The sequence below is a fragment of the Mesorhizobium sp. CO1-1-7 genome (genome assembly GCF_020164885.1).
GTDB classification, from domain to species: domain Bacteria; phylum Pseudomonadota; class Alphaproteobacteria; order Rhizobiales; family Rhizobiaceae; genus Mesorhizobium; species Mesorhizobium australicum.
In genome coordinates this window covers 624,613-649,713 of sequence record NZ_JAIUHA010000001.1, presented here as the reverse complement: position 1 = coordinate 649,713, position 25,101 = coordinate 624,613, and the positions used below count along the sequence as shown (strand labels likewise).

Sequence of the window (25,101 nt, the reverse complement as noted above, 5' to 3'; positions counted from 1 at the left end):
GCCATGGCCGCGATTGCAAGCGACTTTTCCGCCGTGACGGTGCTGCCGAAATGGGTGGCCCCCGTACTCCTGCTCGCCTTCGCCTATGGCGTCGTGCCGCTGATCGGCTCGAGCTACCTGTTCGAGGCCATCCTGCTGCCGTTCCTGGCACTCAGCCTCGCCGGTGTCGGCCTCAACATCCTGACCGGCTATGCCGGCCAGGTTTCGCTGGGTAGCGCTGCTTTCATGGCGGCAGGCGTCTTTGCCGCCTATAATTTCAACCTGCGCGTCGAAGGCCTGCCACTGATCGGCAGCATTTTCCTCGCCGGCATCGTGGCCGCCGCGATCGGCATCGTCTTCGGCTTGCCGAGCCTGCGGCTGAAAGGTTTTTATCTGGCGGTTTCGACGCTTGCCGCGCAGTTCTTCGTGCAATGGGCGCTGACCAAGTTCAGCTGGTTTTCCAACAACTCTGCATCCGGCGTCATCGACGCGCCCAGGCTGTCGTTTTCAGGCTTCACACTCGATGGCCCCGTCGGCCGCTATTTCTTTGCGCTGACCATCGTCGTCATCCTGACCTTCTTCGCCTATCGGCTGGTATCGTCGCAGACGGGACGAAACTTCATCGCCATCCGCGACAACGAGACCGCCGCCCGCATCATCGGCATCCCGGTCTTGAAGACCAAGCTTCTGGCCTTTGCCATCTCGTCCTTCGTCATAGGCGTCGCCGGTGTCATCTGGGCGTTCGCTTATCTCAGGACCGTCGAGCCGGATGGCTTCGATCTCGACCGCTCGTTCCAGATAATGTTCATCATCATCATCGGCGGCCTCGCCTCGATCCGCGGCGCATTCTTCGGCGCCGCCCTGATCGTGGTCTTTCCGCTCGCACTGTCGCGCCTCGGCGGCTTCCTGCCTGGCGATGTCTTCGATTCGGGCGTGCTCGACATGAGCCAGCGCATCGTGCTCGGCGTCCTCATCATCCTGTTTCTGATCCTCGAACCCGACGGGCTGGTGGCCCTGTGGGACAGGATCCGAAGACGGCTCCTGTTCGCTTGGCAATCGACCTGAGCCCTCGCACTCCAGAATCCTATTCGAAGATGAACCAGAGGCCGGACCAAAGACGGCCCATACCGGGAGTACCTAGCCATGACCTTCCTCAGCACCATCAAGGCGGCGGCTTTGTCCGCGGCGATGATTGTGTCGGTGGCCTTGCCATCAGCTCATGCCGACGAACAATATTTCCCGCTGCAGAGCTATCGCGTCGGACCCTACGCGGCCGGCGGCACCGGCTTCTTCGGCGGCTTCATCGATTATCTCAACCTCATCAACATCCGCGACGGCGGCGTCAACGGCGTCAAGCTGACCTGGGACGAGTGTGAGACCCAGTATGAGGTCGAGCGCGGCGTCGAATGCTACGAGCGGCAGAAGAGCCATGCGGGTGCCGCTGCCTGGAACCCGCTCTCAGTGGGCATCGCCTATGCGATGATCGACCGTATCACCGCCGACAAAGTGCCGCTGATCACGGTCAACCATGGCCGCACCGACTCCACCGACGGGCGCGTCTTCCCTTACGTCTTCCCGCTGCTGCTCAACCCCTACAGCGAGACGTCAGGGATCGTGAACTATATCGCCGCCAAGGAAGGCGGCATCGACAAGCTCAAGGGCAAGAAGATCGTCGTGCTCTATCACGGCTCGCCCTACGGCAAGGAGACCATCCCGATATATGATTTGCTGGCGCAGAAATATGGCTTCACCGTGCAGCAGATCGAGGTCCCGCATCCCGGCAACGAACAGCAGTCGCAATGGCTGACCATCCGCCGCGCCAAGCCTGATTTCGTCGTCCTGCGCGGCTGGGGCGTGATGAACCCGGTGGCGCTGAAGACGGCGGTCAAGGTCGGCTATCCCGTCGACCACATCGTCGGCAATGTCTGGTCGAATTCGGAAGAGGACGTCATCCCCGCCGGCGATGCCGCCAAGGGCTACACCGCCATCACCACCCAGGCCTCGGGCAACACCTATCCGGTGGTGCAGGAGATCGTGAAGACCGTCTACGGCGCCGGCAAGGGCAATCTCGAAGACAAGTCGCGCATCGGCTCTGTCTACCACAATCTCGGCATCGTCAACGGCATCCTGAATGTCGAGGCGATCCGCGTCGCGCAGGAGAAGTTCGGCCATCGCACGCTGACCGGCGACGAAGTCCGCTGGGGCTTCGAACACCTCAAGCTCGACCCGGCCAAGGTCGAGACGCTCGGCGCCAAGGACCTGTTCCACTCGATCAATGTCAGTTGGGATAACCACGAGGGCGAGGGCTACGTGACCTTCCAGCAGTGGGACGGCAAGAAGTGGAACGTCGTTTCCGACTGGATCGCGCCGGATTGGGCGCTGCTGCGGCCGATCATCGAGAAGTCGGCCGCGGCCTATGCCGCCGAGAAGGGCATCAAGCTGCGCACCGCCGACGATGCCAACGCCGTGACCACCAACTGATCTCCGGGCCGGGTGCCGTGGACACCATCCGCGGCGCCCGGCCCATCCGCAAAGCACGGAAACAGCCATGCCGAACGACGACATCATCCTGGCCGTGGACGCGGTCCACGCCACCTATATCAACGCCATCACGGCGCTGCATGGCGTCAGCTTCGAGATCAGGCGGGGTGGGATTCTGGCGCTGCTCGGTGCCAACGGCGCCGGCAAGACCACGACGTTGAAGGCCGTCTCCAACCTGCTGCCGGCAGAGCGCGGCCAGGTCAACGCCGGCTCCATCCGCTATGATGGCTCGGATGTCTCGCGCCGCAAGCCGGGCGATCTCGTACGCGCCGGGCTGGTCCAGGTGCTGGAGGGCCGTCACTGTTTCAAGAGCCTCACCGTCGAGGAAAACCTGGTCGCCGGCGGCATCGGCCGCAGCGGCCGCCGAGCCGAAATCAACGCGGATCTCGAACGGGTTTATTCCTATTTTCCGCGTCTCAGGGAAAAGCGCCGGACATTGTCCGGCCTCACCTCCGGTGGCGAACAGCAGATGACTGCCATCGGCCGCGCGCTGATGTCGCGGCCGCGCCTGCTGGTTCTCGACGAGCCCTCGATGGGGCTTGCCCCGCTCATCGTGCAAGACATCTTTCAGACGCTGAAAAAACTCAACCGCGAGACCGGTCTGTCGATCCTGGTCGCCGAGCAGAACTCGGCGGTCGCGCTTGGCTATGCCGACCACGCCACTGTGCTCGAAAACGGCGTCTCGGTCCTGTCCGGCGCGGCCGCCGATCTTCGCCAGCGCGAGGATATCAGGGCGCTCTATCTCGGCCAGCAGCCGTCGCCCGCCGCCAAGCCATCCCGTCTCCACGCCGTTGCCTGAACCGAAATTTGAAGGAGCAATGAAATGACCGTCTCGACCGTCAAGACAGACCATGCTTCCGCCGCCGTACCGCCGGTCGCAAGGCCCTCGGCACCAGCACACATCATCAGGGACGATGCGGAGGCGATCGCCATCGCCCATGCGCTCGCCGCCGAATTCGTCAAGGGGGCGTCCACGCGCGACCGCGAGCGTATCTGGCCGGTTGCCGAGCTCGACGCCTTCTCCCAAAGCGGCCTGTGGTCGATCAATGTGCCGAAGGAATTCGGCGGGCCGGAACTGTCCTATGCGACGCTGGTCAAGGTGATCGAGATCATCTCGGCGGCCGATTCCTCAATCGGCCAGGTCGCGCAGAACCATCTCGGCGTCATCGCGGCCATCCGCACCGTGTCGGATGTGGAACAGCAGAAGCTGCTGTTCACCGAGGCGCTGAAGGGCACCCGGTTCGGCAACGCCTTTTCCGAGTTCGGTTCGAAGCGCGCCGCCGATTTCGAGACCCGCTTCACCGACGCCGGCGACCATGTCGTCGTCAACGGCCGCAAATTCTATTCGTCCGGCGCGCTGCTTGCCCATCTGGTGCCGATCGTGGCGCTCGATGACGAAGGTCGCGCCTGGTATGCCATCGCCGACCGTGGCGCGCCCGGCCTGACCGTTATCGACGACTGGTCGAGCTTCGGCCAGCGCACGACGCTCTCCGGCACCGTCATCATCGACAACGTCAAGGTGCCGAAGACGTATCTGGTGCCGGGCTACAAGGGCTACGACAAGCCGACCGCCGACGGCGCCATCTTCCAGATCATCCAGGTGGCGGTGGACACCGGGATCGCCCAGGCGGCGATCGACGAGACGGTTCATTTTGTCAGGACCAGGAGCCGCGCCTGGATCGACAGCGGCTTCGACAATGCCTGGGACGATCCCTACACCATCCAGGCTGTCGGCGACCTCACGCTGCGCCTGCACGCGGCGCAGGCGCTGCTGGAAAAGGCCGGCCATGCCATCGACAAGGCGGTGGCCGAGCCGACAGCCGAAACCGTCGCGCATGCCCAGATCGTTACCGCGGAAGCAAAAATCCTGTCGACCGAAATCGCCATCGCGGCAACGAACAAGCTGTTCGAACTGGCCGGCACGCGCTCGACGCTGGCCGAGCACAATCTCGATCGCCATTGGCGCAACGCCCGCACGCACACGCTGCACGATCCGGTGCGCTGGAAATATTCGATCCTCGGCAAATATTTCCTCAACGGCGAGAATCCGCCGCTGCACGCCTGGAGCTGATCTGCCGGAGGCGGGCGGCGCGGGCTGCGGTCGACCTGGTCGTCGCCGAGTGGCTTTGCCCTGACGGTTATCCCCTTCCGGATGCCGGCGGCGGGTGAAAGCTTACGCGCAATTTACGACCATCGGTTACACCGGTTCCTGTCTGATTCGTTCGGGACAGGAACACCATGAGCAAAGCCCTCACGACCTTCGCACTCGTCTCCGTCTTGACCGCCTTGCTCATGGCGCTGAGCCTTGCGGTGGCCCGTCACGGCTATCCCTATGGGGCGATCGGCGTCAAGCGTCTCGACGGCATCGCCGACGCCGGAACGTTCATTCCGCTTGCGGCAATTTTTTTCTTCAGCGCGCTGTTGATGATGATCCTGCCGATCCGCGCGGCCAGTATCGTCCTCCTCCATGCCGCCGATGCGATCTTCTGGACTGTCATCGTGCTGTTCGCCACCATCGTCGGCGGCCTGCTCGCCCGATGGGCCTTCGGTCAGGGCAGCGCTCTTCTGGCGTTGTTGAACTGGCGGTTCCTGTTTGCCGTGGCGGTCGTCGGTTGCCACTTCGTCATGAACGAGTTGCGCCGCAACGTGCTGCTGCGCAGCCTGTTCTTCGTGATCTTTGCCGCCGCCACGCTGGCCTGCCTGTTCTGGTCGTTTACGCTTTAGCCGGAACCTACCATCCTATCGCCGCCTGTTCCTCGTTCCATGTCGAAGCGCTATTGGGATCACGAGTTCGGAGTCTTCGGCTATTGGCCGCCGGAGACCGCTTTCGCGACGTAGCGCGAAAAATCCTCGACATCCGCAGCCGAAGGCTCCTGGCCGGTGAAGCTGCGCAGATACGCGGCAACATGCGGCAGGCGACTGCTCATCGGCTCGTTGAGTTCGAGCGAATAGTAGCCGATCTGCATGAAATAGAGCACGCGAGCGCGAACGAACGCGTCTTCCTCCTCATAGCCATGACGCAAGAACATGCCGCGGATGGCTGTGACGCGTTCTTCGTCGGCCTCGTCGAGCGCACGCCGGATGGTGGGGGAGCGGCGAGCCCATGCCCGGATGGCGAAATCCAGCCGGGGATCGAACAGCTTTTCGTCCACCCAGCATTCGAAAATGCTCATCACCCCGCGAATGACAGTCGTGGAAGGGCGTGCGGCACGCTCGACGATGAATCGGGTATTGGTCTGCCGCCAGTGGTCCAGCAATTGGTCGAGCAGATCCTGCCGGCTCTTGAAATACCAGTAGAAGCTCGAGCGCGAGACATCGAGTTGCTGGCCAAGCGTCAGCACACGGACGCGTTCGACGCCGTCCGAGATCAGGGTTTCAAGCGCCAGCTTCAGCCAGTCTTCGCGGGTAGCCTTGACGTTGCCGGTGGCGCCGGCGCGCTGGATCGTCGTTTCGATTGCTGCCATCGTGACGACGCATGACACGCCACACCAGGCAAATCAAGATTGTGGACATGCCTGTACAGGCGATCCGGCCTTGACCCGGAGCGCTGCCCGCCCATGTTAGCCGGATTGCTCGGCGATGCGGCTCCGTCGCCGCTGCCGCGAAGGCGTGAGTGCAGGCCCGGGGATTTTTGTCGCGGTCTCCAGGCCCAGTGCGTGCTTTCCCGCAAGGCAATTGTCTGGCAAATACCACTTCAGACAGATGCCGCCGCGCGGCCAACAGCCAGGAAGGCAAGGACATGACAGCGTTTCGAAAGAACCTCATCGATGGTGAATGGGTCGGCGATGCCGGCTCCCGCAACATCAACCCCTCGGATACCGGCGACGTCGTGGGCGAATATGCTTCGGCGGGGGTCGAACAGGCGGGCCAGGCGATAGCTGCGGCCAAGGCGGCGTTTCCGGCGTGGTCCCGCTCCGGTCCGCTGGCGCGCCATGCGGTGCTGAAAAAGGCGGCCGACGAGATCATGGCGCGCAAGGACGAACTCGGCCGCAATCTGGCGCGTGAGGAAGGCAAGACGCTGGCCGAGGGCATTGGCGAGACCATCCGCGCCGCCCAGATATTCGATTTCTTTGCCGGCGAAACATTGCGCCTGTCGGGAGAGGTGGTGCCAAGCGTGCGGCCGGGCGTCGGCGTCGAGATCACGCGCGAAGCGGTCGGCGTGGTCGGCATCATCACACCGTGGAATTTCCCCATTGCCATCCCCGCCTGGAAGATCGCTCCAGCGCTGGCCCACGGCAATACCATCGTCTTCAAACCGGCCGAGCTCGTTCCCGAAAGCGCCTGGTCCATCGTTGACATCCTGCATCGCGCCGGCCTGCCCAAGGGCGTGCTCAACCTCGTCATGGGCAAGGGCTCGGTGGTCGGCCAGGCGATGCTCGACAGCCCCGACGTCAACGCCATCTCCTTCACAGGCTCGGTGGGAACCGGCAAGCGCGTCGCGGCGGCAAGCGTCGAGCACATGCGCAAGTTCCAGCTTGAAATGGGCGGCAAGAATCCGCTGGTCGTGCTCGACGATGCCGATCTCGCGGTGGCTGTCGATTGCGCGCTGAACGGCGCCTTCTTCTCGACCGGCCAGCGCTGCACGGCCTCGTCGCGTTTGATCGTCACCGAAGGCATCCACGACCGTTTCGTCGACGCGCTCAAGGAGCGCATGGAGAAGCTGGTGATCGGCGACGCGCTCGACGCGCAGACACAGATCGGCCCGGTCGTCGACGCCACCCAGCTCAAGCAGGACGAGGACTATATCGCCATCGGCGTCAGTGAAGGCGCCACGCTCGCTTTCGGCGGCGAACGGCTCGACCGCAAGACGCCGGGCTTCTATCTCAAGCCGGCGCTGCTGACCGAGGCCACCAACGCCATGCGCAGTTCGCGCGAGGAGATTTTCGGCCCCGTCGCCAGTGTCATCCGCGTCCAGGATTATGACGAGGCGCTTGCCGTTGCCAACGACACGCCGTTCGGCCTGACCTCGGGCATCTGCACCACGAGCCTCAAGCACGCCACGCATTTCAAGCGCAACTCCGAAGCCGGCATGGTGATGGTCAACCTACCGACGGCGGGCGTCGATTTCCACGTTCCTTTCGGTGGTCGCAAGGGTTCGAGCTTCGGTCCGCGCGAACAGGGCCGCTATGCCATGGAGTTCTACACCACGGTAAAGACCGCCTATACGTTCGCGGGATAACCTGGCGCGCCGGCCGACCGCCGGCGGACCGTCGCCTCCTCTGGAAACGGACCGGTGCAAAGGGATGACATTGCAGGACCTGACCTGGCTCAACCCGCCGCCGCATCATGCCATCGAAGGTGATGGCGTGCGCGTGCGCACCGGCAAGGAGACCGATTTCTGGCGTGAGACCTTCTATGGCTTCTGGCGCGACAACGGCCACTTCCTGTATCGGCGGGTCGAGGGCGATTTCACCGCCGAAGTGACCGTCAAGGGCGACTACGAGGTGCTTTACGATCAGGCCGGCCTGATGGTCCGGCTGAGCGAAACGCACTGGATCAAGGCCGGCATCGAATACACCGATGGCCTTGCCTATTTCTCCGTCGTCGTCACCAACGACACCTCTGACTGGTCGCTGGTGGCCATTGCCGCCGGCCCTGACGGCGTCAGGATCCGCCTGACCCGCCACGGCGAGGCGGTCCGTGTCCAGTATTTGGACGCTTCCGACGGCCATTGGAAGCCGGTGCGGCTCGCCTATTTCCCGACCTCGAAGATGGTCGATGTCGGGTTGATGTGCTGTTCGCCGCAGCGTGAAGGTTTCGAAGTCACGTTCTCCGGATTTTCGGTCGGTCCGCCGATTGCGCGGGATCTGCACGACTGACCCTGGCAACCGGGCTCCGCGTGGCGTGTGCGAACGGACCGGTAGGACATTGCGGCCCCAAGGCCCTTCCAGCTCTCGGCATAGGCTGGAAGCGTTCGGGAACGCTGTCCGTCTTCCACGTCTGGTGGATCGGTGGGATAATCGGCGGCTCATCGGGTGATCGGAGATGGTTGGTCGTCATCGCCGTCATTGTCCAGGACAAGCCCGGCACGGACGGCATCGCGGATCGCCTGCGGGCCAAACCTTGCCCATACGGCCTGGTTGGCGCGCACGCGCTGCCTTGCCCGGCGCCCGGCGTCGCGTGAAAGTTGGACGGCCATGGCGGCCAGGCCTTCGTCGCTGGCCGACAGCAGCACCTCGTCGTTCTCGACCAGGCCCAGGCCCTCGGCCGCGAGCGGTGTCGCGATCACCGGCACCCCCCAAGCCATCGCCTCCAGAATCTTGATGCGCGTGCCCCCGCCCGCCCTGAGCGGGATGATGCTGAGATGCGCGCTGGACAGGAGCGGCCCCACGCTTTCGGGATCTTCGACGAGCTCGACATCGGGCAACCCGCGCAGGGCCAGCACGGCCGGTTCCGGGCCGCGTCCGGCGAGAACCAGCTTCGCGTCGGGCAAGGCCTGGCGGATGCGGGGCAATATGGTCCGGGCCAATCGCACGGCGGCGTCGACGTTTGGAGGATAGCCGAGATGACCGATGAAAAGGATCACCGGAAAGCCGCTATTGGCCGACGGTTCCGGGGGCAGCACATCGGGAATCGCCTCGACGTTGGGAATCCCATTGGGAACGACATCGATGGGCATCGCGCGCCCGCCAAAGCGCATCAGCTTCTCGCGATCCTCGTTCGAGCAGACCCAGACCCTGTCGACAAGGGCGAGCGCCTTTCTTTCGAGATGCCTGATGCCAGGCACCGATGCGGCAACGGAAAGGCGCGATGCGGTCGCTTCGGCGCGTTTCATCTGCGCGGACAAGTCGGACTCGACATTGTGCATGTCGAGGATGAGCTGCTTTGCCAGCGATCGCAAAGGCCGCAGCAGCTTGAACAGGCCGATGCTCTCGACCACCACGGTGTCAGGGCGGAATTCGAGGATCAGTGCTTCCAGCCGCGCCAGGGCCGCGCGCGAAACGCGATGCTCCTCCCTTATACGCCACCATCCGATGGAAGCCGTCCGGGGCTCTCCCTCGATCGACAGCGCCTCGGTGCGGATCAGCGGATTGGGCGCGGTCATGGCGATGGCCCTGGGCCGCACCGAGGCCAGGCAGACCGGTCCGAACGCGGCCGCCGCCACGGCATTGCGATAGTTGCGCAGATCCGCGCCGGAAGTCGGCGGAAACGCCGGCTCATGGCACACGATCAGCACGCGTCGCCCGCTGCCGCGCGCCGGCATGTCGACATCGGGCCGCGCGCTCAAGGCGGACGCCCGACGCTTCGCGCCAGGAGTTGCGCAAGCTCTTTCTCGGACGACATTAACGAGGCCCCCGCAGCCACAGAAATCAGCTTCGACTTGTTTAGCCGAACCGTGCTTTCGTCAAGCGCTGGATCACAGTCTGATGCCCGGCGCGCTTGCCTTGCGGATCGGTCGCAATGCGGATCCGGCTGGGACCGAGCGCAAAGGCTTATCGCCTGGACCAGGCCAGCCAGCGGGCCGCCAGGCGCCTGCGCAATGAAGTGAACCGTGTCCGTCGGTAGGCGTCGCCCGCCATCTTGATGCCTTGCGCCTGTGTCGGGAAGGGATGGATGACATCGGCCAACGCATGCAATCCCATGCCCGAACGGATAGCGAGGGTCACGGCATTGATCATCTCGCCGGCATGGCTGGCGACGACCGTCGCCCCCAGGATGCGGTCGGATCCCTCCCTGACGTGGATCTTGACGAACCCTTCCTCTTCGCCGTCCATCACGGCGCGGGCGACATCGTGCATCAGGACCGTATAGGTCTTGACCGGAATGCCGTTGCGCCGCGCCTCCAGGGGATAGAGACCGACATGGGCGATCTCCGGATCGGTATAGGTGCACCAGGGGATAACGAGTTCGCTGAGCCTTTCGCGGCCGCGAAACAGGGCATTGCGCACGACGATGCGCGCTGTTGCCTCGGCGGTGTGGGTGAACTTGTATTCGAGGCAGACGTCGCCCGCCGCGTAGACATTTGGGTTGGTGGATCGCAGATAATCGTCGACCTTGATGCCGCTGGCGTCATAGGCCACGCCGGCTTCATCGAGGCCCAGGCCATCGACGTTGGGTGAACGGCCGACGCCAGTGATGATCTCATCGACCGTAATCGTCGTCGTGTCGCCATCCCGCATCAGGTCGGCGGCCTTCTTCTCGCCCTCCATCCGCACCGCCACCACTTCGGTGTTCAGCCGCACCTCGATCCCCTCGCGCGCCAGCGCATCCGAAAGGATCTGCGCGGCGTCGCGCTCCTCGCCGGGCAGGAACATCGGATCGCTCTGCGCCAGGATGACCTTGGCGCCGAGCAGGCAGAAAGCCTGCGCCGTCTCGCAGCCGAGCGGCCCGCCGCCGATGACGAGGAGCCGCGGCGGGCATTGCGTAAGGTCGTACATGGTCTCGTTGTCGAGATAACCGGCCTCGGCAAGCCCCGGAATCGCGGGCCCGCTCGCATGCGCGCCCGTCGCGACCAATGCCTTCTTGAAATGCAGGGTCCTGTCCGCGACCACGACGGTGTCCGGTCCGGCGAAGCGCGCTTCGCCGAAATAGAGGTCGATGCCCTCGGCTGCGACGGAAACGGACGAATTGGCACGGCTGATCCGCTGCCGTATCTGCCGCATCCGTGTCATCGCCCGTTGAAAGTCGACACGAAGGTGGTCTGGCGGGTCGCCGCCAAAGCTCTCGGCATCGCGCATATCGGCATAGAGCCTGGCCGTGCGGATAATCGACTTCGACGGGATGCCGCCGACATTGACACAGGCACCACCGATCAGCCCGCGTTCGATTAGCGCGACTTTCGCGCCAAGGCTCGCGGCGTCACGCGCGGCGGTCAGCCCGGCCGGCCCGGCGCCGATGACGACGAGATTGTAGGGGCCGTTCGGGGTCGGGTTCTTCCAGTGCGCGGGATGCGCGCCCCTGATCAGTTCGACGTCGTTGCTGTCGACAGGGAAGACGGCGGCTCTCGTCGGTTCACGCGACATCGCGCCCTCCGGGTACCGGCCGCGACAGCCATCCGCCGGTGAAACCCGCCTTGCCCAGGCCGCGACGGATATGGGGATTGGAACGCATCAGCCCCCAGATCAGTCCGGAACGGTGGTTTTCGATCATCATCACCGCGATGCCCTGGTCGAGCCCGTAATGGCCTTCCGAGACCCAGCCGTTGCGGCCGAATTTGCGGCGGTTGGCCAATGTCGGGTTGAAACCGCTCGGCAGGCGGAAATCGTCGAGAACCTCCGGATAACGATCGACGAGGTGACGCAGCGCCGCCAGGCAAATGTCCGGCGCGAAAGGCAGCGACGCCGGATAGGACCATGGTGCGATTGTCCCGTCATCCGGTCCGAAAGGCGCGCCGCGCGCGGCATAGCCGGAAAACCGGTGGGTCCGCCGCTCCACGCTGGCGCGGAAGCCGCCCGGTCCGTCTCCGGCCGAAAGGCCCCACAAATTCTCGCCATAGCCGTCAAATCCGTAAGGGTTGTGCCGGGCGTAGTCGCGGTGAAGGTATGTCGAGCGGCGGCTGTTTTCGAAATAGTCCGAATTCTTCTCCCGCATGAAAGCGTCGCGGATGCCGGCGAAATCGATCCAGGCATGCGAGAACTGGTGCATGAACAGCGGCCCGCCATAGAGCACGTCGTGGCCGTAGATGTTTTCCCATTGATAGGTCGCCGTCCAGGCCTCGTAGCTGTCGTCCGAGGTCGGGCGGTCCGGAGAAGCCATCGACAGCACATAGAGGATCGTCGCCTCGTTATAGCCTTCCCAGCCATAATGCAGAAAGCCGCTCCTCGGCTTCCAGCCCTGGCGGAGCGTCGGGCTGCTGCCTTGCGCCCATCGCCAGTCGACGCGCCTGTAGAGCGCCTCGGCCAGGAGGCGGATTTCGGCTTCGTCGTCATTGTCGCCGGAAAAATACGCGCTCGCCACCAGCATGCCGGCGATCAGCAGGGCGGTATCCACCATCGACAGTTCGCAGCGCCAAACGCGCAAGCCGCTCCGCATGTCGAGAAAGTGGTAGTAAAAACCCTTGTGACCGGTGACAGCGTGACCGCTGCCTTGCGTGCTGGTCTGGAAAAAGCGTAGCGCCGCAAGGGTCAGGCAGGCGGCCGCATCACGCGTTATCCAGCCACGTTCGACGCCGATCGGATAGCAGGACAGAGCAAAACCGACGACGGCGATGCTGCACGGCGAATTGGGCCGCGACGTGTCGGCGACCAGCCCGTTGTCGGGGTTCACGTTCTCCAGGAAATAGCCGAACGCGGCGCGTTGACAGCGGTCCAGCAGTTCGTCATCGGCCAGCGCGGCGGGATCTGCTCTAAGCAATCGATAAAAACTCCAGCCTGATGGCAGCAACGCCCTGCGCAGGTACGGTGACATCGAACAGAAGGGTATGACCGTTGAAGGCGATCGCTTGCGGCTGTTTCGGCATCGCCGAGGCCGCATGCAAATGCTCTACCATTGCTCGGCTCAGGTAATCGGGACTTCCCATCGTCGCCCATAGCGCCTTGGGGTTGGCATTTGCCGCATCGACGCGTCGGATGGTTACCATGTCGGGCCGCCGTGCATTCTCAAGTTGAATCTGCACGGTCTCGTTCGCGACCGGATGCCGCGGCAAGGCGAAGTTGGAAATCAGCACGGTCAACGAATTTCCGTCGCGCACACACCAACTGTCGACGGTGGGATGATTGCCTTGAGTCGACAGGATTTCGGTTCCAAGGCCATGCAGCATTTCGAAGGCACGGTAAGCCGGTTTGGCTACGCCGTGAAGGTTCATCAGGCCGAAACCACCATGAAAGGGTAGGGATGGAAAATAATTCTCTTCGAAAATATCCGAAAAGGTCCAGTAGCTGTAGCCCTGAACCAGCCCTCTCGCCTCCATGATCGTCTTGACGATGAAGGCGGCGGCATAGGGCTCGTCGTGCATGGGATCGCGCGGGTTCGACGATGTGCACCATTCGGTGTAGTAGAGCGGACGGTCGCCTGCCTGCCGTCGCGCGGTGCGCGCTTCCTCGCGCAGGACGCTTCGCGTGCTTTTCGAGAGCTGGGCTTCGGTGTCGTCGCCAGGCTGGCCGAAGGCATCGGTCGGATAATGGTGCGTGCTGACGAAGTCCGCGGGAAGGCCGTTCTGGCCACAGTAAGCGATGAACTCATCGATCCAGGCATTGTCGGCTGTGGCTGGTCCGCCGACCTTCAAATGCGTGTCAACGGATTTGATTGCTCTTGCCGTGTAGGCATACAGCTTGAAATAATCCTCCTGTTTGCCGCTGCCGAACGCCTCGAGATTGGGTTCATTCCAGACCTCGAAGAACCATTGCCGCACCTCGTCGAGGCCGTAGCGATCAACCCAGTGAGCGACGAGTTTCGAAATCAGCGTCGACCACTGGTCGTAGTCCTTCGGCGCGCTGACATTGGCGCGATAACGGAAGACGATCTTTCCGGACGACGACAGCATCGTCGGCGTGAAACTCAGCTCGACGAAGGGGCGCATGCCGATCGACAGCAGGAAATCGAAGATCTGATCGGCATTGAAGAACGAATAGAGCGGCTTGTCGTCCTGGTCGATGAGCGTGCCCATGTCGTCATCGAGCAGCCCGTGAAAACGGACATGGCGAAAGCCGAGTTCGTCATGCGCCCGGCGCATCTGTGCCTGCCAGTCCGCGCGCAGGGCGAGCGTCGCGTGGCCGCTGCCGACCGTATGTTCCCAGAAGTGGGGGAATTCCTCTCCCTGAACGCCGAGATCGCAGCGAAAGGTCACACCCGTGGAACTGTCTGAAATATTTGCCGTTTCCACACCTTCCATCACCGACTATACGTCGGCGATGGCATATCGTTGCCTGCTCACGCGGATTTGTAGTGCATCAGTAGGTGGCGCGGCCGCCCGAGACGTCGAACACAGCGGCCGTGGTGAACGAGCATTCCTCCGAGGCGATCCATGAGATCAGCGCCGCCACTTCCTCGACCTCGCCGAACCGCGCCATCGGTATCTTGGAGAGCATGAAATCGATGTGCTCCTGCTTCATCTGCTTGAAGATCGCGGTGCGCACGGCGGCTGGCGTCACGCAATTGACCGTCACCTTGGTTTTGGCGAGTTCCTTGCCGAGCGACTTGGTCAGGCCGATCACCGCCGCCTTCGAGGTGCTGTAGGCGGAAGCGTTGGGATTGCCTTCCTTGCCGGCGATCGAGGCAATGTTGACGATGCGGCCATAGTTGCGCTCGAGCATGTGTGGCACCAGCGCCTTGTTGCAGTAGAAGACGCCGTTGATGTTGATGTCGATGACTCCACGCCAGTCCTCGACCGAATAGGACCAGGTGGTCATGTTGGGGCCGGTGATGGCCGCACTGGTGACCAGTATGTCGACCGCGCCGAAGGCGTCGATCGTCGATCGTGCGGCGACCTCCACACTTGCCGCATCCGCAACGTCCAACGTCACTCCACGCAGGCCGGGAACAATGGCTTTCGCCTGTTCGATCTGTGCGGGATCGCGATCCCAGACGCAGACGCGCCCGCCTTCGTCGACGATCCTCTGCGCGACCGCCAGTCCGATGCCCGAGGCGCCCCCGGTGATGACCGCCGACCGGCCTGAGAAGCGCCCCGCGAAATTCATTGGCATGTGTTCCCCCTGTTCATGTTGGCTGAAGGCGCCCCGCGTGCTGGCCGGTCCTGGGACTGTGAGGTGACCGCCGACCGAGTTCAAGCCGGCATGCGGCCGGATCGTCTGGGCCAATCGGCCGGATTATGGCGCCGTTCATTCGAGTTGGTCGCGCAGCGCTTCCACCATACCCACCACGGCGAGGCCGATATAGGCATGCGCATGGACTAAGGAAACCTCAAGGGACGCGCCTCGTTCCTGATGGGCAGTCGGAGCACATGACCGATTGGCCCGTCCACGGCCGAGATCTCTCGGCGATCGCCGCGCTGTAAGACAAGGTGACCGGATTTGCCATTGAGCACGGGGTGCGATAGGTTATATTGCACTGCACAATGGAGACCCGTTTCTTGTACGACCCTGTTTGCGGATATGCCGACTGGTTTGCGGCCTGCCGGTCCTGGGTCGTGTCGACGGGACCGTGAGATGAAAATTCCCAAATCCCTGCTCGTCGATCCCGAGAAGAATTCGGTCTATGGCAGCTTTGCCGTTGCCGTTTCGATCTGGGCGTTCTCCTATTCCGTCATTTTCGGCCAGGTGCTGATCCTGGCCTATTATGCCGTCTGGCTTCCGCTTATCCTGGTCGACTACCGTCGTTTCCTGCGGCAACTGTCCAGCGCCTGGCTGCCGCTGCTCTTCGCGGCCTATGTCTGCTTTTCCATATTCTGGTCGCAGGCGCCCGGCGTCACCGCCAGAACGGCGGTCCAGTACTTGTCCCATATCGCCTGCGCCTATGTCGCCGCACGCACCGTCAGCGTGCGCACCCTGACGATAGGCGCCCTGGTCGGCATATTCTTCGTCCTGCTCTATTCGCTGAAAGTCGGCGCCTATTCCGAGGACGTCCTCGACGGCACCTATAATTTCGTCGGCGCCTTCGCCTCCAAGAACCAGATCGGCTTCGTCGGCTCGCTCGGCATCTATTTCTCGGTCGTGTTCCTTGCTTTCCTTCGGCGTGGCCGGCTGAGTTTCATGTTGACCGTGCCGGTCGTGCTGTTGTCGGCCTATGTGCTGGTCGTCTCGCATTCCGCCACCTCGATGGCCTCGATACCGGCGGTTCTGGCGCTGGTGGCGCTTCTTGCGATGAGCAAGCTTTTGTCGCGACGCTACCGCCGGGTGATCTTCCTGGTCGGCGCCGGCATGATCGTCGTGGTGGCCATCGTCGCCCTCAATCTCGGGCTCATGGACTTCGTGCTTGGCATCTTCGGCAAGGATTCGACGCTCACCGGGCGGACTTATCTGTGGGAGCAGGGCTGGAACGCCGCGATGCGATCGCCGATCCTTGGCGTCGGCTATGCCGCCTATTGGGTGCAGGGCTTTGCCGAGGCGGAGCGGCTGTGGAACGAATTCTACATCAGTACCCGCACCGGCTTCCATTTCCACAACACCTATGTCGAAGCCCTTGTCGAACTCGGCTTCACCGGGGCGGTGCTGATATCGCTGATCATGCTGCGCACGCTCCTCGGCCACATCGCCGCGGTGGTCTTCAAGACATGGCAGGCCGAATCGGTGGTTCTGATCGGCGTGATGGTGCTGCTGCTCATCCGCTCCTTCGTCGAGGTCGAGATACTCAACCCCTACATCATGGGTTCATTCCTGATGTATTTCAGCTTCTTCAAGCTGGCGAGGCTGCCGGTCACCCGCACGCGATGGTCACCGGCTTTCGAGCCGGCGGATGCCAAGGCCGGACAGGCAGCCTGGCCTCACCGTCCCGCGGCAGCCGAGTAATGATGAGAGTCCGCTAGTCTAAAGCCATCGCGGGAAAACCGCGTAGCGGTTCCGTTCGGGATTGCGTCAACAGCCATTCTGATTTTCCGGTGCTGAAAATCTATCAGCAAAAACCTCCGCCAAGCAGGCTTGGCTGAGGCTCAAAGTCTTGCGCTGTGGATAGAACGCGGCGAGCCCGCGATCTTCCGCGTTTCTACTGGCTGGCCAGCGGCGCCAGCTTGATCTTGATCACATCGCCAGGCAGTACCGGTGTGTCTTCCTTGGCGGCGATTTCGCTGGTCTTGCCGTCGACATTGCGCACCAGCGAATAGAGCAAGGTAGGTTGCTGGTCGTTGGTGATGGCGGCCGTCGTCGCCGGATCCGTGGCCTGGGCTATCAGGCCTTTTTGCATATTCACCTTCAGCGCGGCCTCGTTCAGGTCGGCTTCGGTCTGCTGGCGATCGGCGGCAAGGCTCGAACTCAAGGTGTTCTGGGCGTCGATGGCGTCCTGCGTCGCCTTGCTGATCGCCTGCTTGGCGGTCAGGATGGCTGTCTCGTAGTCCAGGATCTTGCCCTGCAGGTCGGTGACGGACTGCTGCGAATCCAGAAGCCGGGCATTGGCCACCAGGCCCTTCTGGGCCAGCGGACCGATGCTGGCCAGCTGTTGCTGGGCTAGGTCGACCTGCTTCTGCTGGTTGACGATCTTCTTCTGCAGCGATTCGATTTCGGCCTGCAGCACACCCTTGAGATCGTCGAGCGCCTCGAGCTTGAGCTTCAGCGCCTTCTGGTCGGCGGTAAGGATTGTCATCTCGTCGGCGACGATGGTCGGCAGCCGCGGATCGCCTTCGACCTCCTTGGGTGCCTCAAAACTCGTCTTGCCGGCCATATCGGCGTCGATGCGGGCGCGCCTGACGATCAGCCGAACGCGCTGGTCGTCGGAGATATCGAAATTGCCCTTGGCGGTGACCAGGTCCTTGCCGAGCTGGGGACCGTAGTCGGCGTTGCGCCTGATGCCTCCGGCGACGCTGATCGCTTTCAGCACCGTAAGATCGGGCACAAAGGGAAATTGCCCGGGATTCTGCACCTCGCCCGAAATGTAGAAGGGCCGGAACTGCGCCATTTCGACCGAGGCTTCAGGCTTGTCCGATAAAGCGAGCTTGTGCTGCAGCGCCTCGCCGATCGCCGCGGCGACCTCCGCCGTGGTCTTGCCGGCCGCCGGCAACTCGCCGACGAAAGGCACCGACAGCGTGCCTGCCGGGCCGATCGTATATTGGCCATTGACCGACGACCAGTCGCGGAACGTGCTTTCGACGGTCTGCCATTCGGCGATGCGGATGGTGAGCTTGTCCTGGGAGCCCAGACGGTAATCGTCGGCGGCGGCCATCTGGGGAAAAGCAAGCGACATCGCAAGGCAGGTCGCCACGAGCCGCGAGCGGCCGGAAAACGGGCCGCTGCCAAAGGCTTCGAAAATGTCTATCTTCAACTGAGCGTTCCGATCCGTTTTAGCCCCATCGCCCGATGAGCTTGCCGCCGGATACCTTGATCCTGCCGGCCGATCAGTAAGAGCCGCGCGACATCCAGACGGCCGGCACTGTTCTGATGATGATGCGAACGTCCTCGAACAGCGACCAGTTCTCGACATAGTGGCGGTCGAACGCGACGCGGCTGTCATAGGAAACGTCGTTGCGGCCGCTGACCTGCCATAGGCCGGTCAGGCCGGGCCGGGACTTCAGATAATAGACAGCCGCGCTGCCATAGATTTCCAGTTCGTCCCGGACCACCGGGCGAGGCCCGACAAGGCTCATGTCGCCCTGGAGGATGTTGATGATCTGCGGCAATTCATCGAGGCTCAGCTTGCGCAGCACCGTTCCGACGCGGGTGACGCGTGGATCGTTCTTCAGCTTGCGGGTCGCTATCCATTCCGCATTGGCCTCTGGATTGGTGGCGAGATAGGCTGCCAGCACCTTGTCGCCGTCCGGAACCATGGTGCGGAACTTGAGGCAGGAGAAGAGCCGTCCGCCGCGCCCGATTCGGCGGTGACCATAGAAAACCGATCCGCCATCGGAGAATTTGACGAGCAGCGCTATCATGATGAACAGCGGGCTGAGCGCGATCAGTCCAGCCAGCGAACCGACGATGTCGAAACTCCGCTTGATGAGGCCGCCGATCGGCGGCGGAAAGTCGGTGTCGGCCTGCGAAAACCCCGCCGTGGCCGACTTGGCAATATCCCTCATACGGAAACTCCATGCGTTGAACGAATGGTTTACCGCACGATACCAAAAAAATGCTGCAGCGCAACACACAATTTCCCACGCCGCTGAAATAGTCGCGTCGTGAATTGACTAAATAATAAGCTCGCGCTGCACAAATTTCGAAATGTTTAGCACATTTGTGACAATAAATGGGCAAGCATAAAAAAATTCAGACGTTTTTGGGGCGTTTTGTGGGCGGCGCGTTCCCATTGTCGGGATCCGGAGCATACGAGTCCTTAATGACGATGCTATATTCTGGACTATTCACCTAAAATACCATCTAATATTACGGGTTGTACTCCAGATTTACAATGGCTGCAGGTTGAGTGAAATGCGGCCGGGTGCGTTGCAGCATGGCAGAGTCGAACGCGTAAGCTCAATCAAAAATATGTGCGGTTGCCCTTGCCGCCTTCTGCTCGCCTTAATAGAATTGCAAATTATACCTGTCACGGTGGCGACAGGTTGAAAGGCCGGAAGCAACCGGTCGAGAGCGGGTGGTTTAACAAGCCCGCATCACAAGGGACGGCGCTCGGGTGGGGCTATCGTTGGATATACCCGAGCCGGTTTATGGGCTGTTGGGTATGTCGCTTCCAAAATTCATCGTTGGGATGCTGTTCGCGCTCGCGATCGTCGTCGCCTGGTCCTGGCTGGGTGGAGCTTCGCTTGGCACGACACTGCTGCGTGTCATCATCTGCGCGGTGGTCATCCAGGCCGGTTATTTCGCGGTCGTCTATGCCATGATCGCCAGGAGCGCGCCAACGCCGGCCGACAGGCTGCGCGAAGCCGAGAGAAAGCAAAACTCCACCGAAGTGCCCGAGGGCGAGAAGCTGGGCAGCGTCCGGCGGGGGCTGCATTAGATCCACGGGGACATCATCGTCCTCAGGCCACATCAGCGGGTTCGGTCTCCGACTGTTCTCCCGACAGCATCCGGGATAGCCGGCTCCCCGGCTTCGCCTTCAACCGCTGATATTGCCCGACCTCCACCACACGACCATCCTCCATCGCCACCACCCAGTCGGCGAAGGCGATCATCGACGGCCGGTGCGCGATGGTCAGGATCGTCATTGCGCCGCGCAGGCCGTCGATCGACCGGGCGATAAGCGACTGGTTCTGCCAGTCGAGCGCGCTTGTCGCCTCGTCCAGGATGAGCAGTGACGGCTTGCGCAGCAACGCGCGTGCCAGCGCGATGCGCTGGCGCTCGCCACCCGAGAGGCGCACGCCGCGGTCGCCGACCACGGTATTCAGCCTCAGGTCCAGTCGGTCCACGAAATCGCCGGCGTGAGCGGCGCGCAGTGCCTTCCACAAGTCGTCCTCGCTGGCCTGGGGCGCGGCAAGGCGCAGGTTCGCCGCGATCGTGTCATGCAGCAGGAACACGTCCTGCGGCACATAGGCCACCTGATCGCGCCAGCGGCGGCGATTGCCGGCATCGAGCTCGACGCCGTCGACGAGGATCTTGCCGGTGGTCGGCTCGAGCAGCCCGAGCAGCATGTCGGCGATCGTGCTCTTGCCTGACCCGGACGGGCCGATGAGCGCCGTGACCTTGCCGGCCGGAAGGCCGAAGGTGATGTCGCTCACCACTGCCTTGCCGGCGCCGTCGTCATAGACAAAGGAGACGTCGCGAATGTTCAGCCCCGTATCGAGGGTCAGCTTGCGGGCATCCGTGGATTCGACGTGGCCAGGCTCCCGTTCGGCGTCGAAACGCGCCTGCAGGTTGCGCATTGCCGTATAGGCGGGCAGGTTGATCAGCACCTGCTGGGCCTGCGTCTGCATGTCCATGAAGCGCGGCGCGATGCGCATGAAGACCAGGAGCAGCACGACGATCTCGGCCAGCGACAGGTGGAAGCGGACCAACGCCACATAGATGAAGACGCTCAAGCCCACGACGCTCGCCACCTGGAACACGGCGGTGCCGATCGAAGAGTTGCGGACATAGGCGATATTGTCGGCCTTCATCTTTTCGAGCGTGACCTGCAGCTGCGCGAAATAGCTGGCCTCGACGTTCAGGCTCTTGGCCACCTTGATGCCGCCGAGAAATTCCGAGACCGTGCGGTACTGGTCCTGGCGATTGGTCGTCAGGATCCGGCCGAAGGCGGTGGCTCGCGAGCGAAATGGCTGCAGCGCTATGAACATGACGATGCCGATGACGACGGCAAACGCCGTCATGACCGGCGAGATGAACATGGAAATCACCAGATAGCCCGCCAGCAGCACCGCGATCTGCACCAGCATCAGCAGGGCAAAAGCCGCCCCTTGGACACGGTCTATGTCGCCGGTCAGGGCATGGTCGAGATCGGAGCCGCGCATGCGCGTGAACACGCCCCAGCGCGCCTTGCCGATGCTCTCGAACAGGTTCATGCGCAAGCGGTTGATGAAATCGAAGAGCAGCCTTGCCATGTACACCGACTTGAAGCGGTTGAAGGCTGCCTGCACGGCAACAAGCCCGACCAGCGCGCAAAGCACCGTCGTCAGCTGCAGCGTTCCGCCGGGCACCAGCCAGTGCACAAACTCGATATTGGGCAGCCTTACCGCGAAATCCTGGTCGGCACGGCCGACCAGGTGCAGCAACGGCACCAGCAGCAGGATGGAAACGCCTTCCGTCAGGCTGCCGAGGATCAGGAACAGCAGCGCCGTCCAGGTTCGTCGTCCGCCGATCCGGGCAATGACCGCGCCGAATGCCGCGACATCGCGAAACAGCGACAGGCTGAAGACCGATGACCTAGGCATCTCCAGCCAATTCCTTTTCGATCAGCGCCACAGCCTCGCCGATCCTGTCGATGCCCGTCGGAACGTCCAGCCGGCACACGCCGACATGGTTAGCGATCGCTGAACAGTGGCGAAGATGCATCGCCGCGAAATCGCCGGAGAGCGCCGCGCGGCCAAACCGCGTCACGTAGGAGAATTTGATGATAGCTGGCAAGGCGGCGATTTGAGGCAGGAGGGTGATCCCGGCCCCTTCGCCGCGCTCGAGGATGTAAATCCTGGCCGCCGGCACCCTGTTGCCGGAGAAGGCGCCGTGCAGGCGATGCTGCATCTTCTCGATTGCCGGATGCACTTGCGGTCGCACTTGCGCTTGCCCAAGCGAGATTGCCGCCGCGGCATCGGCGGCAAGCTTGATCTGCGGAAATCCCGGAACGATCATCGGTTCGTCCGGGTTGGTGAGATCGAGCGCCACGACGTCATCGGTGAGCAGGTCGTGTCCGGCCCGGATCAGCGCGCTTGCCGTCGTCGACTTGCCGGCGCCCTTGTCGCCCATGAAGATGGCGCCCCTGCCGGCCACCGCGATGGCGCTGGCATGCAGCACCAGCAGGCCGCGCTGGTGCAGCAGCAGCGCCAGCACCGGCCCCAGCAACGGGAAGGCAAGCAAGGCGTCGTCGACGCCGGGCGCCGGCTGGACATCGATGCGGCGGGCGTCGCTGATCAGGAATGCGCCGACGGCCTCCCAGGCCAGATACTGCCGGCCAGGCTCGAAACGGAAGACGGTCGCTGCCTTCGCCGAAGGCTCGGGCATATCGATCGGGCCGATGACGATCTCGATGTCGGCCGTTGCCGGGTCCGCCGGCTCCAGTTCGGGCAGCCACACGTCGGACGCGATGAGCAGGCCGTAGGCGCGGTAGTAACTTCGTTCTCCCGCTGTCCTGTCGCGGTTGGGAAGACGGTCGAGATCGCCGGCGAACGGCTCATGGCGAGACATCATGCGGGGCTCCCGCCATGCTGGACCTGCCGCAGCCACAGCGACAGCGACGCCGAGCGCCAGACATACTGGACATCGAGCGGTGCCGCCTGGTCCGGCTGGCGCAGCAGCCGCGCATAGGCGGCGTTTACTTCCGGCAGGTTGACATAGGGTGCGATGCGACCCGCATCGCCGACCAGCAACTGCTCCAGCAGGTCGCGATGGTTGCGCACCATGCCGTTGACCAGATTGGCGGTGAAATCGATCTTGTCGCGCCGCCACTGTACCGCCGCCGGCAGGATGCCTTCCATGGCCCGGCGCAGCACGTAGCGGCCAAACCCATGACGGAGCTTCTCCTCGCCCGGCAGCCCCAGGCAGAATTCCACCAGCGGCTTGTCCCAGAAGGGATACCGCGGCTCGACGCCGAAATTGGCGGCGGCCTTGTCCAAAACTTCGAAAGAGTGCGGAACATAGCCGTTGGACAGGATCCAGCGGTGGCTGAGCGCGTCGCTGGCTTGGACGCCGGGCGGCATGTAGCCAGCCCGATGGAACCGGTCGATGAGCTCGGTTCGCCTGGCAAGGTCCGGATTGATCAGGTCGCGCCAGCTGCGGCCACGCTTCGATCGGGCAGGCCTGCGCATCCTGTTCAGGGCTCGGTTCCCCAGCTGTCTCAGCCTGGCGATCCGCCAGGCCGGCCCGTAGATGGTCAGGAACTGGAAATACAGGCCGAGCGTGCTGTCGCCATAGGTGTTGGAGGCGCTTCGGACCTCGCGCCAAAGGTCCAGCCACCTGCCGCCATTGGCAAGCTCGTGCAGATGGCCATGTCCCTGTGAAACGACCTCGTCGCCGCCATGGCCGTCGAGGAGCACTTTGATGCCCTTGGCGCCAGCCGCCCGATAGATACCGCGGGTCAGCGTCAGGCCCGGCGCCAGGAACGTGCCTTCCTGTTCCTCCAGCACCCGTTCGAATTCAGCGAAGGGTGCATAATTGCCGACTGGGATGAACGTGGGATCGGCCTTCTGCTGATCGAGCACGGCATCGATGAACGGGCGCTCGTCCATCGACGAACCCTTTTCGAACACGAGCGAGAAGGTCGGTAGCCTCGGCTTGCGCTCGGCCGCATTTTGCAATCCCGCCACGCAGGCAATCGAGGATGAATCGAGGCCGCCGCTCAGCATCGCGCCGATCGACGGACTTCCTCGCATGCGGTTGCGGACCGATTGCGCGAACAGATGGGCGAATTCCTCCGCGGCATCAGGCCGCGGTGCTCGCTGCGATGGTTCGATCTGCCAGTACCGGCGCAGCACCAGACGTTGCGCGGTGACGGTGAGGCTGTGACGCGCCGGCAGGGCGAAGATGTCGCTGTAGGGCGTGGACTGCGGGTCATCGGGCAGCCCGGCCAGGAACCCCGAAATCCGGTGCTCGCTGAGGCGCGCACCGACCCCGTCGAGGCCGAGCATTGGCCCGATCTCGGAGGCAAAGGCAAAGCGGCGTTCCGCTGCGTGGTAGTAGAAAGGCTTGACCCCGAAATGGTCTCGCGCGCAAAACAAAAGCTGCCGCTCGGCATCCCAGATGGCGAAGGCGAAGTCGCCTTGCAGATGCACGGGGCACGTTTCACCCCAGCGCAGATAGGCCCGCATCAGCAACGCCGCATCGGCGACTGAATTGTCCCTGATGCCGAGCCTTGCGAGCAGCTCGTCGCGGTTATCGAGCCGGCAATCGGCGGTGATGGCCAGCTTGCCGCCGGCCATGGTCAGCGGGCCGGGGCCGGCTTCGTCGGTGGTGTTGAGCCAGGCATGGCCAAGCGCGACGCCGCTGTCCTGCCACCACGAGGTTCCGTCGGGACCACGATGGCGTATGCGCGCCAGCATCTGCTGGATGTCGCTCGCCGCTTCAGCCGGCGCGGGGCCTTGTCGCAGCAGGATTCCGGCTACGCCGCTCATCGGCTGCCGTGGTCGATCAGGTGGGCGAAACCATCGACGGATCCGCCAAGCACGATGTGGTCATCGCTGACCAGCCAGGCATGCGCCTTCAATTGCTCGCCCGTGCCGCGCTCGATGCCGATGCGGATGTTCGACGCATTGCCCTGGCGCGCGAGGAGGTATTGGCCCGACAGCGCCTGGGTCAGGCAGGTGGCGCCCGGAACGAACCGTGCGGCGGCCGCAACCCCCCAGGCGACAAGCCGCAACTCGCCCATGCTGGCACACTGGTGCGCGTTGAGCCGCGTCACCATCCCGCGGACGCGGTTGTAGGAGAACAATGTCAGCCCGAGCCGGACGGTCGTGACCACCAGCAGGCACCGGCACAGGAAAAGCGCTTCCGAGCCGCTCAAGGACAA

The 25,101-nt window shown here is 63.2% G+C and carries 21 protein-coding genes; 9 read left to right on the top strand and 12 right to left on the bottom strand.

The genetic code is table 11. From position 1 onward, the window contains the following. Positions 1–3 precede the first annotated feature (3 nt). The 5 genes from LB516_RS02945 to LB516_RS02925 all read left to right on the top strand — a co-directional run bounded on the left by LB516_RS02945 (position 4) and on the right by LB516_RS02925 (position 5,244). Positions 4–1,044, top strand: coding sequence for a branched-chain amino acid ABC transporter permease (locus LB516_RS02945; protein ID WP_224718886.1), 1,041 nt, complete (start codon positions 4–6; stop codon positions 1,042–1,044). Positions 1,045–1,122: 78 nt separating this feature from the next. Further along, a complete protein-coding gene (locus tag LB516_RS02940; RefSeq protein WP_224718885.1) occupies positions 1,123–2,460 on the top strand; it encodes an ABC transporter substrate-binding protein in 1,338 nt (445 codons plus the stop codon). 67 nt (positions 2,461–2,527) lie between these two features. Beyond that, entirely contained in the window at positions 2,528–3,319 is a 792-nt protein-coding gene (locus tag LB516_RS02935) for an ABC transporter ATP-binding protein (RefSeq protein WP_140614961.1), read from the top strand. A gap of 24 nt (positions 3,320–3,343) precedes the next feature. Further along, complete coding sequence (locus tag LB516_RS02930) at positions 3,344–4,591, top strand: SfnB family sulfur acquisition oxidoreductase (protein ID WP_140614959.1); 1,248 nt, start codon at positions 3,344–3,346, stop codon at positions 4,589–4,591. Positions 4,592–4,758: 167 nt separating this feature from the next. Beyond that, positions 4,759–5,244, top strand: coding sequence for a hypothetical protein (locus tag LB516_RS02925; protein WP_015314243.1), 486 nt, complete (start codon positions 4,759–4,761; stop codon positions 5,242–5,244). An 80-nt stretch (positions 5,245–5,324) separates the two neighbouring features. Here LB516_RS02925 and LB516_RS02920 read toward each other — a convergent pair whose 3' ends face one another. After that, on the bottom strand, positions 5,325–5,984 hold the full coding sequence (locus LB516_RS02920) for a TetR/AcrR family transcriptional regulator (RefSeq protein WP_224718884.1): 660 nt from the start codon (positions 5,982–5,984) through the stop codon (positions 5,325–5,327). A gap of 275 nt (positions 5,985–6,259) precedes the next feature. Between LB516_RS02920 and LB516_RS02915 the strand changes: the two genes are divergently transcribed. Continuing rightward, entirely contained in the window at positions 6,260–7,699 is a 1,440-nt protein-coding gene (locus tag LB516_RS02915) for an aldehyde dehydrogenase family protein (protein ID WP_224718883.1), read from the top strand. 64 nt (positions 7,700–7,763) lie between these two features. Beyond that, positions 7,764–8,339 (top strand): DUF1349 domain-containing protein, encoded by a 576-nt coding sequence (locus LB516_RS02910; RefSeq protein ID WP_140614951.1) that lies wholly within the window; start codon positions 7,764–7,766, stop codon positions 8,337–8,339. 149 nt (positions 8,340–8,488) lie between these two features. Here the strand turns inward: LB516_RS02910 and LB516_RS02905 are convergent, their stop codons facing one another. The 5 genes from LB516_RS02905 to LB516_RS02885 all read right to left on the bottom strand — a co-directional run bounded on the left by LB516_RS02905 (position 8,489) and on the right by LB516_RS02885 (position 15,101). After that, positions 8,489–9,748 carry a glycosyltransferase family 4 protein gene (locus LB516_RS02905; RefSeq protein WP_224718882.1) on the bottom strand — a complete coding sequence of 420 codons (1,260 nt, stop codon included), beginning with the start codon at positions 9,746–9,748 and terminating at the stop codon, positions 8,489–8,491. 205 nt (positions 9,749–9,953) lie between these two features. Further along, entirely contained in the window at positions 9,954–11,483 is a 1,530-nt protein-coding gene (locus LB516_RS02900) for a mercuric reductase (protein ID WP_224593223.1), read from the bottom strand. Further along, positions 11,473–12,813 (bottom strand): glucoamylase family protein, encoded by a 1,341-nt coding sequence (locus tag LB516_RS02895; protein WP_224718881.1) that lies wholly within the window; start codon positions 12,811–12,813, stop codon positions 11,473–11,475. The genes LB516_RS02900 and LB516_RS02895 overlap by 11 nt, the downstream gene beginning before the upstream one ends. Beyond that, positions 12,806–14,245, bottom strand: coding sequence for a GH39 family glycosyl hydrolase (locus LB516_RS02890; RefSeq protein ID WP_224718880.1), 1,440 nt, complete (start codon positions 14,243–14,245; stop codon positions 12,806–12,808). The genes LB516_RS02895 and LB516_RS02890 overlap by 8 nt, the downstream gene beginning before the upstream one ends. Before the next feature lie 103 nt (positions 14,246–14,348). Further along, positions 14,349–15,101 carry an SDR family NAD(P)-dependent oxidoreductase gene (locus tag LB516_RS02885; protein WP_015314235.1) on the bottom strand — a complete coding sequence of 251 codons (753 nt, stop codon included), beginning with the start codon at positions 15,099–15,101 and terminating at the stop codon, positions 14,349–14,351. 462 nt (positions 15,102–15,563) lie between these two features. Between LB516_RS02885 and LB516_RS02880 the strand changes: the two genes are divergently transcribed. Beyond that, complete coding sequence (locus LB516_RS02880; protein ID WP_140791599.1) at positions 15,564–16,862, top strand: O-antigen ligase family protein; 1,299 nt, start codon at positions 15,564–15,566, stop codon at positions 16,860–16,862. A 193-nt stretch (positions 16,863–17,055) separates the two neighbouring features. On the opposite strand, the gene LB516_RS02875 is transcribed toward LB516_RS02880, so the two are convergent. Together LB516_RS02875 and LB516_RS02870 are read right to left on the bottom strand one after the other, a co-directional pair. Next, the gene (locus LB516_RS02875; protein WP_224718933.1) at positions 17,056–18,312 is read right to left on the bottom strand and encodes a polysaccharide biosynthesis/export family protein; all 1,257 of its coding nucleotides are present in this window, start codon (positions 18,310–18,312) and stop codon (positions 17,056–17,058) included. 85 nt (positions 18,313–18,397) lie between these two features. Further along, positions 18,398–19,075, bottom strand: a complete 678-nt coding sequence (locus tag LB516_RS02870) for a sugar transferase (RefSeq protein WP_015314232.1) — start codon at positions 19,073–19,075, stop codon at positions 18,398–18,400. A 599-nt stretch (positions 19,076–19,674) separates the two neighbouring features. On the opposite strand from LB516_RS02870, the gene LB516_RS02865 reads away from it, so the two are divergent. After that, positions 19,675–19,950, top strand: coding sequence for a hypothetical protein (locus LB516_RS02865; protein WP_015314231.1), 276 nt, complete (start codon positions 19,675–19,677; stop codon positions 19,948–19,950). A 22-nt stretch (positions 19,951–19,972) separates the two neighbouring features. Here LB516_RS02865 and LB516_RS02860 read toward each other — a convergent pair whose 3' ends face one another. From LB516_RS02860 to LB516_RS02845, 4 genes are read right to left on the bottom strand one after another with little or no spacing between them, the layout of a single operon-like run. Continuing rightward, positions 19,973–21,817, bottom strand: a complete 1,845-nt coding sequence (locus LB516_RS02860) for an ABC transporter ATP-binding protein (protein WP_140821610.1) — start codon at positions 21,815–21,817, stop codon at positions 19,973–19,975. Beyond that, a complete protein-coding gene (locus tag LB516_RS02855) occupies positions 21,810–22,787 on the bottom strand; it encodes a serine kinase (protein ID WP_224718879.1) in 978 nt (325 codons plus the stop codon). Before LB516_RS02855 ends, LB516_RS02860 begins: the two co-directional genes overlap by 8 nt. Beyond that, the gene (locus tag LB516_RS02850) at positions 22,784–24,706 is read right to left on the bottom strand and encodes a lasso peptide isopeptide bond-forming cyclase (RefSeq protein ID WP_224718878.1); all 1,923 of its coding nucleotides are present in this window, start codon (positions 24,704–24,706) and stop codon (positions 22,784–22,786) included. Before LB516_RS02850 ends, LB516_RS02855 begins: the two co-directional genes overlap by 4 nt. Beyond that, on the bottom strand, positions 24,703–25,095 hold the full coding sequence (locus tag LB516_RS02845; RefSeq protein ID WP_224584338.1) for a lasso peptide biosynthesis B2 protein: 393 nt from the start codon (positions 25,093–25,095) through the stop codon (positions 24,703–24,705). The genes LB516_RS02850 and LB516_RS02845 overlap by 4 nt, the downstream gene beginning before the upstream one ends. Positions 25,096–25,101 lie beyond the last annotated feature (6 nt).